Origin of the sequence: Eudoraea adriatica DSM 19308 (assembly GCF_000382125.1) — a bacterium.
In the GTDB taxonomy this organism is placed as follows: domain Bacteria; phylum Bacteroidota; class Bacteroidia; order Flavobacteriales; family Flavobacteriaceae; genus Eudoraea; species Eudoraea adriatica.
On record NZ_KB907549.1, the window covers coordinates 469,984 to 483,081 of the forward strand.

The window sequence follows — 13,098 nt, forward strand, 5'->3', positions numbered from 1 at the left end:
ACTAATGGGAACGGTACTGGAAACAAAAACTATTAACAAGCATTTTAGAAAACCTGTAGATTTTCATGTCTTAAAAGATATCAGCTTCCGTGTAAAAGAAGGAGAATTTGCTTCAATAATGGGAAAATCTGGTTCGGGAAAATCAACCTTGCTTTATATTCTTTCTACCATGGACACCGATTATGAAGGCGAACTGTTTTTAAATGAAGAACTCGTCACAGGAAAACCACGTAAAGAACTGTCTCAGATCAGGAACAGGCATATTGGTTTCGTTTTTCAATTTCATTACTTGCTCTCTGAATTCAGTGTCCTGGAGAATGTTATGCTTCCTGCAAAAAAATTAGCCTCTAAATCTTATCAGGAAATTGAGCATGATGCCATGGAGAAACTAAATATGCTGAATATTGGACATTTGGCCAAAAAAAGGGCTTCCCAGGTTTCTGGTGGAGAAAAGCAACGTGTGGCCATTGCAAGAGCACTTATTAACAATCCCGATATATTAATGGGAGACGAGCCTACTGGTAATCTTGATAGCTATAATGCGGAAAACGTTTTCCAAATATTTAAAAGGTTAAAAGAAGAGGAAGGACTTTCATTGTTGGTCGTAACCCACGATTTAGATTTTGCAAAACGCACGGATAGGATAATAGAAATGGAAGATGGTACCATTATTTCCTGAATTCCAATGATCAAATCCCAACTTCAGGAATTATAGCAAAGAATCGGAACAGTAACCAGGTTCTCCATTCTTTTAACAATATCTTTACCGAAAACAGAAGCGAAGAGACCCTTATTTTCTCGTTCCAACATGGCTAATATATCTGCATTTTTATCTGCTGTATGCATGCTTAAACCCTGTTCTACACTGTTGGCCAGCACCATGTGAAAACTTATTTTTTTATAAGGCACCTGAACTTCCAATAATTCTTTGAACCATTCCATCTGCTGCACTGCGGCATATTCCTCTAAGGTAGGTATATGTACCACTTCTATTTCAGCATCATACGGTTCCGCTATTTTTGATAATTTTTCCAGGGCAATAATATCCGCAGATTCAAAATCACTGGCGTAAACAATCTTTTCTATCTTTTCATAACTATATTCCTGAGGAATAATGAGTATTGGGCACAGGTTCTTATCTATTAATTTATTCGCAATATTCCCGCTAAAGAAACCCCGGGCAGTATGTTCATCTTTCATCCCAATGATAAGCAAATCAACGGTGTCATTTTTTATTCTGTCGCTGATTGCTTTGCTTATTGAGGTATTATCAGCAACCTCGCAAATTAGTTGGTCTTTATTTAAATTTTCATGCAGATTGTTTTGGCAATAGTCTTCCAGTAATTCTTTTTGCTCATTCATTGCCAATTTATTTAGTTGTGCAGAAGAACGGATATTGGATGTCCGCACCGGAGGAATATCATATACATGAAAAACAGAAAGTTTGGCTTTTAAAGTTTCACTAAGATTCTTCGCATAATTTAATGCTGAAACAGAATTTCTGGTGCAGTCCGTGGCATAGAGTATAGTATCCATACAAAATCATTTAAAGATCAGGTGAATTTACCTCCTTTTATATCCGCATAATATGATATTGGTCACAAAAGATCAACATGACTTATATCATAAAAATTAGACTCTGACTGACCTACTTTTAAGTGAAGAAAAAAAGATAATTTAATTATGGATAACGACACTAAATCAACGCAGCAAAATAATATCAGAGAGATCAACTGGCAGGAACTTTATATCCTTACCGATCATTGGAAGTCGGATCTGGATTTCTATAAAGATGACCTTCGGTTTTTACATCATTTGATAGATAAATATATCATCTGGATTACAAAAGACGACAACCTTAACCTGGTAAAGGATATAGAGAAAAACCTTTTTGAGATTAAGAAGAAAAGTGTAGACTTGAGGAAGGAATTAAGTACCCACCAGGGAAATTTGGGGCTCATGGTAGAAAATCCGGTTCAGAGTTCAAATCCACAATTTTTGAAGGATCATGAAGTCCTGGAAGAGAAAGTTTCAAATTTCGTGAAATTGTTCCGGTCCAACAGAAAAGAGGTATTTAAAATTACAGAATACATCATAGACAGCGAAGAGTTGCCTGATATTCTTAAATCCTGATCGATAATAGAAATCCCTATATATCCTTTTAAACTAATTTTTCGGATTGTATCCTTTAACGTATGAAGTAAGGGGATGCACTGCTAAATAGAAATTCTTCGCTATATTTGCACCGCAAATTCAGTAAAGCCCACGTGGTGAAATTGGTATACACGCTACCTTGAGGGGGTAGTGTTCGAAAGGACGTGCTGGTTCGACTCCAGTCGTGGGCACAAAAAAACTGCTTCTGTTTAAACAGAAGCAGTTTTTCTTTTTAAATATAGCCCTATTCTATAAGCGTTTTACCCTAACATTTCTGAACCAAACACCTGCGCCGTGGTCCTGAAGCGCTAAATAACCATCATTGGTTTTTCCGTAATCTGGATACTCATTCCATTTACCGCTATTGCGTTTTTCTAACCAGTCTTGTGAGTTCTTATCGAATTCAACAATCTTCTGACCATTGAGCCAATGTTCGGCTTTGCCCCTGTTAAAAACAATTCTACTGGTATTCCATTCCCCTACCGGTTTCAGGGTTTTATTTTCATTGGCTACATGCATGGCGTAATTTGCTCCGGTTTTTTGCCAATCTTCAAGGGGTTCTTCAAATCCAACATCATCCAGTAACTGGTATTCCGGTCCCGTCTCATAAGGTGAGTGATATATGGTATCCTCAACTACATGATAAAAAGCACCGCTATTGCCCCCTTTGGTTATTTTCCATTCAAAGGCGAATTCAAAATTGTCATAAGTTTCCCTGCTAATGATATCACCTCCTACATCTCCGGCTTCTCCGAAACATTCTATGACATTATCTTTAATTGACCAGTTTGATGGCAGTGAGTCCTGGTTGTATCCCCTCCAGTCTGATGGATCCATAAGATCTACCCATTCACTTTCTGCCATTTTATCTTCTATCGCAGCAGGTGTTTCCACTTTTTTCTTCTCCGTATTCTTGCATGCTCCGGTTAAAAGCACTAAACCTATTATAACAATTCGCAGTTTCATAATTTTAATATTTAAAGGAGTTTCATCGCAACAGGGTCCCATTTTATGGCCTTATCTAAAAAATAACTATCGTTGCACGCTAAAGCAGGCGCCGCTGCCCGATAACCAAATACTGCATCTTCCGATACAGCCTTGCCACCCCGGATGGCATTGAACCAGTTACCAAAATGATCATAATGCGCTCCCTGATACCCTTCCTCTACCTCAAAAATAATTTCTTCAGGAGGCAGCATCTTTTTTCTGGAAGTGGTTACCCCGGCCTGTGAAGCTTTGGCCTGTAAAAACGGGTCATTGTCAAATTGCTCATTATTTCTTCTTAAAATTACCTTTCGCCATTGAACATCCATAGAGCCCTCACTTCCAACAATTCTCAAATATGTTGTTCCCGAAGTACCATCTACAAAATTACAACGCAATGAAAGGTTAAAAGCTGGATGTTCAGCAGAGTCGGGATAATCAAATACTCCGAGTAGTACATCCGGTACTTCCCTGCCGTCTTTCCAATAGCGCAAGCCCCCTGATGAATAAATTTGATTCGGGCCTTTTGATTGGGTTATAAAATGAAGGCTGGAAAAAAGATGCACAAACAAGTCTCCTGACATCCCGGTTCCATAGTCCTTGTAATTTCTCCATCTAAAAAACCGCTTAGCATCGAAAGGTCGTTTATTTGTATTCATCAAAAAAGTATCCCAATCTACTGTTTTAGGAGAAGCGTCTTTTGGAATATTGTACTGCCAGGCTCCTGTAGGACTTCTCCTTGCCCAAAAGCCTTCTGCATAATTGATATCCCCGATTGCTCCCTGAGCCAGCAATTCTTTAGCCTTTTCATTTCCAAGCGAAGACATTCCCTGACTACCCACCTGGAATACCATACCAGTCTCATTCTGGGCTTTGATAACATCGGGTCCCTCGTCCAAAGAATGGACCATTGGTTTTTCACAGTACACATGTTTTCCTGCCCGCATGGCGTCTATTGAAATTTGCTTATGCCAATGATCCGGGGTCCCAATGATAACCGCATCTACATCCTTTCTGGCTAATATTTCCTTGTATTGTTTGGTTGTAAACAGATCTTTACCCCATCTTTCCCTGGCCCTTTCCAAATGACCATCATAAAGGTCGCAAACCGCAACTAATTTTACTCCATCGTGTTTTAATGCGGTATAGGTATCCTCCGATCCCATTCCTCCTGCCCCGATGAGCGCAATTTGAATATTGCTGTTTGCACTATATTTTTTTCTGCTTAAATAAGAAATATGAGATGCTTTTCCCGCGCCAATGATTGCCGGTGCGCTTGCCAATGCCAAAGTTCCGGCTCCAATATTCTTTAAAAACTGCTTCCTGGTCTGGGTGGTTTTTCTTGACATAATTTTCCTGAATTAAGAAGGATAAATATATCCATTTATAATAGAATTTTTGAAAAATAAGTGACATAAAACAAATAAAATGATCCTTTTTGCCAAATCATTTTGAAAAAATTAACGAAACTATGTAATACTTCCGCTTTTTAAATTGTAAATTTGTTTAACGTTTATATATAAATAATGAACAATGTAAAAAAATCTTTTAGTATTCGGGATTTGGAAAACCTATCCGGCATAAAAGCGCATACCATTCGAATCTGGGAAAAAAGATATAGATTGTTATCACCTGAGCGAACCAGCACCAACATTAGGACCTACAGCCTGGCGAGTCTTCAAAAATTGCTGAATATTACCCTTCTCTACAATAACGGATACAAAATATCCAAGATAGCAAAACTTCAGGAGACAGATATCCCGCTGGTGGTGAGAGAGATCGTTGCCAAAAGCAGCACTAAAAATCATGCAATTAATGCCTTCAAACTTTCCATGATTAACTTTGACCTCTCTTTATTCCAAAATACATATAACAGCCTTCTTGCGGAAAAATCATTTCGCGAAATTTTTTGGGAATACTTCATTCCTTTATTAAGTGAGCTTGGGCTGTTATGGCAGACAGATACTATCAGCCCGGCACACGAGCATTTTATCACCAATTTAATTAAACAGAAGATTTACACGAGTACAGAAAAATTGCAGTTGATGGAGCCCACTAATCCTGAAAAGGTTTTCGTGCTCTTTCTGCCGGAAAATGAAATTCATGAAATTGGACTTTTGTTTATTAATTATGAAATTCTTTTACATGGGTATAAAACAATTTATCTGGGGCAGACAATGCCTTTGGAAAACCTTGTAGACCTGGAAAGTTATTACACCAATATACACTATGTATCCTATTTCACTGTAGTACCGGATAAAGACAGGTTGGAGAAATATATGGATGACTTCACAGAAATTATAAATAATAGCAATTCTAAATTGTGGATTTTAGGCAGGCAAATTCGTCATATAAATAAAGATAAACTTCCGCAGCACATTCGTACCTTTGATTCTGTTGAACAATTATCAAAAGCATTATAAATTTCTTTTAGCTTTCAAACCATGAATATCAACAACAAAAAAGTTGTAATCATTGGATCTGGGTTTTCATCACTTTCGGCTTCCTGCTATCTGGCCAAAAAGGGCTTTGAAGTTAGTCTTTATGAAAAGAACGACACTGTTGGCGGAAGGGCCCGGCAACTTATGAAGGATGGGTTCACCTTTGATATTGGCCCAAGTTGGTACTGGATGCCCGACATTTTTGATAGGTTCTTTGCAGATTTTGGAAAAAAAACCTCTGACTATTACCAGTTAGATAAATTAAGCCCTGCTTATAAAATTTTCTTTGATGACGATATTATCACGATAGGCGACTGCATGGATAAAATTTGTGAAGAATTTGAACGAATTGAAAAAGGCAGTTCCGGACATCTTAAAAAATTTATCGCCAAGGCCCAAAGAAATTATGATATCGCCATAAATGAAATTGTCTATCGCCCAGGGCTTTCTCCTTTGGAGTTGGTCACAAAGGACACTATTGTGAGGGTAGATCAATTCTTTAAAACGATCAGCCAGGAAGTCCGGAAAAATTTCAAAAACCCGAAACTCATTTCCACCCTGGAATTTCCGGTCTTGTTCCTTGGGGCGAAGCCAAATAAAACTCCGGCCTTTTATAGCTTTATGAATTTTGCAGATTTTGGCCTCGGTACCTGGCATCCCAAAGGAGGTATGTACCAGATAATCATTGCAATGAAAAGTTTGGCCCTGGAATTGGGTGTTAGCATCCATACAGACAGCGCCGTAGACAAGATCATTGTAGAGAAAGGCAAGGCTACAGGGATCATTGTAAATTCCCGGAAAATAGATGCCGATTTGGTATTAAGCGGGGCTGATTATCATCATACAGAAACCCTGTTGGATAAGGAATACAGGCAATATTCCGAGAAATATTGGCAAAGAAAAACCTTTGCCCCTTCCTCTCTCCTCTTTTTTGTTGGCTTTGACAAAAAATTAAATAATATTGAACATCACAATCTGTTTTTTGACACAGATTTTGGTGTGCACGCCACTGAAATTTATGATAACCCAAAATGGCCATCCAGGCCTTTGTTTTATGCAAACTTCCCTTCAGTTACTGATAAAAGCATGGCGCCGGCTAATAGTGAAACCGGTTTTTTTTTAATTCCAATAGCCCCTGGATTAGAGGACACACCAGAACTTAGGGACCAATACTTTGATATAATATTAAAAAGATTCCAGGAACGCACAGGGCAGCTTGTGGAAAATAATATTATATTTAAAAAATCTTTTTGTGTCAACGACTTTAAAGAACAATACAACTCATACAAGGGAAATGCTTATGGTATGGCTAATACATTATCGCAAACAGCTTTTATGAGACCCGGTTTGAAGAGTAAAAAAGTTACTAATTTATTTTTCACCGGACAATTAACTGTGCCCGGGCCAGGAGTTCCGCCTTCTTTAATTTCAGGAAAATTAGTTTCTGAGATTATGGAGAAAAAAAATTAATTGTTAGGAGATGAAAGCAATTTTCGATCAAATTTCCTTTGAATGCAGCAAAAATGTAACCCAATCTTACAGCACCTCATTTTCGCTCGCTACAAAGATGTTATCTTCCTCGATAAGGAATGATATATACAACATATATGGTTTTGTTCGATGTGCTGATGAAATAGTCGACGCCTTTCACGATTATGACAAAGAAACCTTATTCAATAATTTTGAAGGGGATCTTGAGAGGAGCCTGGGAGATAAGATAAGCCTTAATCCTATATTAAATGCATTTCAGCATACGTACCATAATTACAAAATTCCGCGGCATCTGGTCAATTCATTTATGAAGAGCATGAGAATGGATCTGAATAAGAGTGTCTACCATACGGAAGCAGAATTTAAAGAATACATATACGGGTCTGCAGATGTAGTGGGTTTAATGTGTCTTCGGGTTTTGTAAAAGGTGACGATGAACGATACGAATCCTTAAAAGAATCGGCTATGGCTTTAGGGTCAGCATTTCAAAAAGTTAACTTTCTGCGGGACCTTAAGGCAGATTATGAGCATTTAAACCGTTCCTATTTTCCAAATACGAACCTCCTTGAGTTGGATGAAACCTCTAAACTGAGAATTGTTGAAGAAATAAAAGCAGATTTCAAAAAAGGGTATGAAGGAATAGTGCAACTTCCCAATGAAGCAAAATTTGGCGTTTATACGGCCTATAAATATTACTACAAGCTACTTCGGAAATTACAAAATACGCCATCGTTGGAAATAAAAAATGCCCGCATTCGGGTACCTAACTATCAAAAATTCGGACTTCTTGCAAAGTCCTACGTAAATTATAAACTGAACTTATATTAGCATGAAAATTGTTATTTGGATCCTAATTTTCCTTGGTACATTTAGTTTTATGGAGTTTATGGCTTGGTTTACTCACAAGTACATAATGCATGGTTTTCTATGGAGTTTGCATAAAGATCATCATAAAAAAGATCATGGTTCATGGTTTGAACGCAATGATGCATTCTTTATTTTTTATGCAGTTGTCAGTATGACCTTCTTTTACCTGGCAACCTTTACCTCCTTTTGGTACGGCTGGCCATTGGGTTTTGGAATAATGGCGTATGGGGCAACCTACTTCATGGTTCATGACATTTTTATTCATCAGCGATTTAAAATGTTCAGAAATGCCAATAATTGGTATGCACGCGGTGTGCGGCGGGCACATAAAATGCACCATAAGCATATTGGCAAGGAAGATGGCGAGTGTTTTGGTATGCTGATTGTTCCCTTCAAATATTTTAAGAAATGAATAGTTTCTTAATTTGAGAGGCTTCTAAAGTGATTAGGAAGTCCTGAAATTATTTTAACAGGCCATCCAATAATTCATGAACACTTTCAGCGTTCCAATCCGCAGATCCGGTTTCTGCCAAAATAATGCTTCCTTTTTTATCAATAATAAATGTGGTTGGCAAAGCCGCCGTGTAAAGGGTTTTTGGAGTAAAGCCGGATTCGAAATAAACCGGTAAATTATAATTCTTCTTTCTTAAGAAGTCAGACACTTTTTCCTTTTTATCCCTCGCAATAAACAAAAAAGTAACCTTTTCCCCGTACGCATTAAATAATAATTGTAAATCCGGCATTTCTGCAACACAAGGCGGGCACCAGGTAGCCCAGAAATTAATAAAGATAACTTCGCCCTTGTAATCTGCCAGATTTACCGCTTTACCTTCTGAATTTACCAGTTTAAAATCATAATCTTCCAGAATCTGCTGGGTTCTCTCCGGGACCGCTACAGGATTGTGTGATATTAACCTGTTAAGGTATACTTTGGCATGAAACCCCAGAGGCGTAAAAAAATAAAGTGCCAGCAATAGAATAATGCCAATATTTATTAGTTGTGTCCTTTTTAATTTCACTTCTAATCTGTTAATTCATTTAAAAGGTTATAGATTGTCTTATTATCCCAATCGGCTATTCCTTCTTGCTTTACCCTAATATAGCCCTTTTTATCAATTATATATGATGAAGGAGGCTCAAGAAGAGTAAGGGGTGTTCTCTCTCCAATAATAAGATAGGTTACAGGGAAAGTAAATTTATTTTCCTTCATGAATGCTTCTACCGGAAGCCTTTCCTCATCTGTTATTATATAGAAATCGACCTTATTTTTATAGCTGTCATACAGATTCTGTATGCTTTTCAGTTCAGCCGCGCATGGTAATCGCCACGATGCCCAGAAGTTGATAAAAACAACTTTACCCCTGGAATTTTCAAAATTGAAGAACTCCCAGTTAGCATCTTTTAATTTCCAGTTGTAGTCTGTTATTCTTTTTTCTTCATCTACCTCAATTACGTCCGGACTAAAAGAAAATATTCTGTTCAATAAAATTTTTCCCTGATACCCCAGCGGAGTAACAAAAAAAGCAAGCACGAAAGCTATGAGAAGTACATTTAGTATAGTTTTCCTGCTTTTTTTCATACTATCACAGATTGGTAAAACTAAATAACTCCCGAGGAATATCGGGAGTTATACTACTTCGTTTTGGATGTATTTTATGCTGCATTTTCTTTCTTTATCACATTTAAAGCAGAACCTTCGTGAAACCATTCAATCTGTTGAAGATTATAGGTATGCCTGGCTTCGATCAGATCTTTTGTTCCATCGGCATGAACTGCCTCGATAGTCAATGGTTTGTCCGGAGCAAATTCTTTAATATCCACAAAGTTAAAAGTATCATCTTCCTGTATAAGGTCATAGTCACTTTCCCTGGCAAAGGTTAAAGCAAGCATTCCCTGCTTCTTTAAGTTTGTTTCATGAATACGCGCAAATGACTTTACAAGGACTGCAGCTACACCCAAATGTCTGGGTTGCATAGCAGCATGCTCACGCGAAGATCCTTCACCATAATTATGATCACCAACTACAAGGGTCTTTATACCACTGGCTTTATAAGCTCGCTGTGTATCCGGCACGCCACCATATTCTCCGGTTAGTTGGTTTTTTACAAAATTTGTTTTTTTATTAAAGGCATTTACCGCCCCTATCAAAGTATTGTTGGCAATATTATCAAGGTGTCCCCTGTATCTGAGCCATGGGCCGGCCATTGAAATATGGTCTGTTGTACATTTGCCAAATGCTTTAATAAGAAGCTTCATATTTTGAAGGCTATCCGCTGAAATTGGTTCAAAAGGCTCTAAAACCTGTAACCTTTCAGAGTCTTTCGTTACAACAACTTCTACCCCACTGCCATCTTCATCGGGTGCCAGGTAACCGGCATCCTCCACCTCAAAACCTTTCGGGGGCAATTCAATTCCCTCAGGTTCCTGTAATTTAATTTCCTTTCCATCTTCATTTAGTAGTGTATCGTTCATAGGGTCAAAATCTAACCTTCCGGAAAGTGCAATCGCAGCCACCATTTCGGGGGAACCTACAAAGGCATGAGTGTTGGGGTTGCCATCGGCTCTTTTAGAAAAATTTCGGTTAAACGAATGTACAATAGTATTTTTCTCCTCCCCTTTGAGATCACTTCTGTCCCATTGTCCAATGCAAGGCCCACATGCATTGGTAAATATAGTTGCACCCAGATTTTCAAATATCTGTAATAATCCGTCGCGTTCAGCGGTGTATCTAATTTGTTCTGAACCCGGATTAATTCCAAAATCTGATTTAGGCTTTATATTATTATCCACAGCTTGTTTGGCAATAGATGCCGCCCTTGTTAAATCCTCATAGGAAGAATTGGTACAGGACCCAATAAGTCCCCAGTCTACCTGAATTGGCCAGTCATTTGTCCTGGCTTTCGCCCCCAATTCACCAACAGGTGTTGCCAAATCTGGCGTAAAAGGACCATTAAGGTGTGGCCTCAGCTCATCTAAATTTATTTCTATGAGTTCATCAAAGTACTTTTCAGGTTCTGCATAAACCTCCGGATCTGCCGTGAGATACTCCCTCACTTCATTGGCCGCATCGGCAATATCACTTCTGTCTGTTGCACGGAGATATCGCTCCATTGAATCATCATAACCAAATGTAGATGTTGTAGCCCCAATTTCGGCACCCATGTTACAGATTGTTCCTTTGCCCGTGCAGGAAAGATTCCTGGCGCCTTCTCCAAAATATTCCACAATTGCACCGGTACCCCCTTTTACTGTTAGAATGCCCGCCACTTTTAAGATCACATCCTTTGCTGAAGTCCAACCTGAAATCTTACCTGTAAGCTTAACCCCAATTAATTTTGGAAACTTCAGTTCCCAGGCCATGCCAGCCATAACATCAACTGCATCCGCACCTCCAACTCCAATTGCTAACATTCCCAGACCTCCCGCATTAACAGTGTGAGAATCTGTTCCTATCATCATGCCACCGGGAAATGCATAATTTTCCAGTACTACCTGATGAATTATTCCGGCCCCCGGTTTCCAAAACCCTATTCCGTATTTATTAGAAACCGATTCCAGAAAATTGAATACCTCAGCACTTGTACTATTAGCCGTTTTTAAATCAATTGCTGCACCGCTTTTGGCCTGGATTAAATGATCACAATGAACCGTAGTAGGAACGGCTACTTTAGGTTTACCAGCCTGCATAAATTGCAAAAGAGCCATCTGGGCCGTTGCATCCTGACAAGCTACCCTATCCGGAGCAAAATCTACATAATCCTTGCCACGCCTAAAAGCTTTTGTTGGCTTACCATCCCAAAGATGGGCATATAATATTTTTTCGGATAGTGTTAATGGTCTTCCAACTATATCACGTGCGGTATCAATACTTTCCGCTATATTGGCGTAGACCCCTTTAATCATGTCAATATCAAATGCCATTATTCTTGAGTTTATCTGTTAATTGAATTCCGTAAAATTAGTAAAATAGCCGGGCTAAAGGAAATTTTTAGAATAGGATTACATTATTAATTTCGCTATTCTATATTTTATTTTTCAATCCTTCCTGCCATGCGAAAAACCAGAAATCAAATTCCCTTTTTTTCATTCCACAAACATATACATTTAAGACTCGTAATCAATACTCAAAACGGGTTTTACCATCAAAGTCGTTCAACTAAATTTTAACTCCGGACCAGGTTCATAGAATGTTACTGAAAATTTATTAAAGAAGTTTATTTATTATATCTTCTTCCGAGATACCTTCGGCTTCCGCCTTGTAGTTTTTAATTATTCTATGTCTGAGAATTCCCATGGCAACGGCTTGCACATCCTCTATATCCGGAGAGAACTTACCATTAATGGCGGCATGGGCCTTGGCTCCTAATATAAGGTTTTGAGAAGCCCGTGGTCCGGCACCCCAATCCAGGTATTGTTTTACATAATCCGAAGAAGTATCCAATCCCGGTCGTGTACTACTTACCAGTTTCACGGCATAATCTACTACATTATCCGGAACCGGTATTCTTCTCACCAGATGCTGTACTTCCAAAATTTCATCTGCATTGAACAAGGCATTCACTTCGGGAAATTCATCATTGGTAGTCGTCTTTACTACCCGGGTTTCCTCCTCAACAGATGGGTATTTTAATTCAATTGCAAACATAAACCGATCCAGCTGTGCCTCGGGCAAGGGATACGTGCCTTCCTGTTCAATAGGATTTTGCGTGGCGAGAACAAAATATGGTGCGGAGAGTTTATGTTGTACTCCTGTTATTGTAACCGCCCTTTCCTGCATAGCTTCTAATAGAGCTGCCTGGGTTTTAGGTGGGGTTCTATTAATTTCGTCAGCCAGAATTATATTGGCAAAAATAGGTCCTTTTATAAATTTGAAATTCCTATTCTGGTCTAACACCTCACTACCTAAAATATCACTAGGCATAAGATCTGGCGTAAACTGTATTCTCTTAAAGTCGAGTCCCAGGGTACGTGCAATTGTATTTACCATTAAGGTTTTGGCTAATCCAGGAACACCAATTAACAACGAATGACCTCCGGTATAAATAGATAAAAGAATTTGGTCTATGACAGAGTCCTGACCTATAATAATCTTGGCTATTTCCTTTCTTAGAGCCTTATGTTTGGCTACTAAATTATTGATTGCTGTAACGTCAGACATCCG

The 13,098-nt window shown here is 38.5% G+C and carries 12 protein-coding genes, 1 tRNA gene and 1 pseudogene; 7 read left to right on the plus strand and 7 right to left on the minus strand.

Features of this window, described 5'->3' with window-relative positions:
- Positions 1-4: 4 nt before the first annotated feature.
- Positions 5-679, plus strand: a complete 675-nt coding sequence (locus G504_RS0111650) for an ABC transporter ATP-binding protein (RefSeq protein WP_019670362.1) — start codon at positions 5-7, stop codon at positions 677-679.
- Positions 680-702: 23 nt separating this feature from the next.
- On the opposite strand, the gene G504_RS0111655 is transcribed toward G504_RS0111650, so the two are convergent.
- Positions 703-1,536, minus strand: coding sequence for a universal stress protein (locus G504_RS0111655; protein ID WP_019670363.1), 834 nt, complete (start codon positions 1,534-1,536; stop codon positions 703-705).
- A 147-nt stretch (positions 1,537-1,683) separates the two neighbouring features.
- Between G504_RS0111655 and G504_RS0111660 the strand changes: the two genes are divergently transcribed.
- Positions 1,684-2,133: a hypothetical protein gene (locus G504_RS0111660; protein WP_019670364.1), complete on the plus strand. Its 450-nt coding sequence runs from the start codon at positions 1,684-1,686 to the stop codon at positions 2,131-2,133.
- A gap of 128 nt (positions 2,134-2,261) precedes the next feature.
- Positions 2,262-2,345 (plus strand) — tRNA-Leu (locus G504_RS0111665).
- Positions 2,346-2,403: 58 nt separating this feature from the next.
- Here G504_RS0111665 and G504_RS0111670 read toward each other — a convergent pair.
- Together G504_RS0111670 and G504_RS0111675 are read right to left on the minus strand one after the other, a co-directional pair.
- The gene (locus tag G504_RS0111670) at positions 2,404-3,120 is read right to left on the minus strand and encodes a 3-keto-disaccharide hydrolase (protein WP_019670365.1); all 717 of its coding nucleotides are present in this window, start codon (positions 3,118-3,120) and stop codon (positions 2,404-2,406) included.
- An 11-nt stretch (positions 3,121-3,131) separates the two neighbouring features.
- The gene (locus G504_RS0111675) at positions 3,132-4,487 is read right to left on the minus strand and encodes a Gfo/Idh/MocA family protein (RefSeq protein ID WP_019670366.1); all 1,356 of its coding nucleotides are present in this window, start codon (positions 4,485-4,487) and stop codon (positions 3,132-3,134) included.
- Between the two features lie 177 nt (positions 4,488-4,664).
- On the opposite strand from G504_RS0111675, the gene G504_RS0111680 reads away from it, so the two are divergent.
- The 4 genes and pseudogenes from G504_RS0111680 to G504_RS0111695 all read left to right on the plus strand — a co-directional run bounded on the left by G504_RS0111680 (position 4,665) and on the right by G504_RS0111695 (position 8,349).
- Positions 4,665-5,561, plus strand: a complete 897-nt coding sequence (locus G504_RS0111680) for a MerR family transcriptional regulator (protein WP_019670367.1) — start codon at positions 4,665-4,667, stop codon at positions 5,559-5,561.
- 21 nt (positions 5,562-5,582) lie between these two features.
- Positions 5,583-7,049: a phytoene desaturase family protein gene (locus tag G504_RS0111685; RefSeq protein WP_019670368.1), complete on the plus strand. Its 1,467-nt coding sequence runs from the start codon at positions 5,583-5,585 to the stop codon at positions 7,047-7,049.
- 10 nt (positions 7,050-7,059) lie between these two features.
- Positions 7,060-7,898, plus strand: a pseudogene (locus G504_RS18630) (phytoene/squalene synthase family protein).
- 1 nt (position 7,899) lies between these two features.
- Positions 7,900-8,349 carry a sterol desaturase family protein gene (locus tag G504_RS0111695; protein ID WP_019670369.1) on the plus strand — a complete coding sequence of 150 codons (450 nt, stop codon included), beginning with the start codon at positions 7,900-7,902 and terminating at the stop codon, positions 8,347-8,349.
- Positions 8,350-8,398: 49 nt separating this feature from the next.
- On the opposite strand, the gene G504_RS0111700 is transcribed toward G504_RS0111695, so the two are convergent.
- The 4 genes from G504_RS0111700 to G504_RS0111715 form a co-directional block, all read right to left on the minus strand.
- Positions 8,399-8,956, minus strand: a complete 558-nt coding sequence (locus G504_RS0111700) for a TlpA family protein disulfide reductase (protein WP_019670370.1) — start codon at positions 8,954-8,956, stop codon at positions 8,399-8,401.
- 2 nt (positions 8,957-8,958) lie between these two features.
- The gene (locus G504_RS0111705) at positions 8,959-9,516 is read right to left on the minus strand and encodes a TlpA family protein disulfide reductase (protein ID WP_019670371.1); all 558 of its coding nucleotides are present in this window, start codon (positions 9,514-9,516) and stop codon (positions 8,959-8,961) included.
- A 74-nt stretch (positions 9,517-9,590) separates the two neighbouring features.
- Positions 9,591-11,858 carry an aconitate hydratase gene (locus G504_RS0111710; RefSeq protein WP_019670372.1) on the minus strand — a complete coding sequence of 756 codons (2,268 nt, stop codon included), beginning with the start codon at positions 11,856-11,858 and terminating at the stop codon, positions 9,591-9,593.
- Positions 11,859-12,141: 283 nt separating this feature from the next.
- Positions 12,142-13,095 (minus strand): AAA family ATPase, encoded by a 954-nt coding sequence (locus G504_RS0111715; protein ID WP_019670373.1) that lies wholly within the window; start codon positions 13,093-13,095, stop codon positions 12,142-12,144.
- Positions 13,096-13,098: the final 3 nt, after the last annotated feature.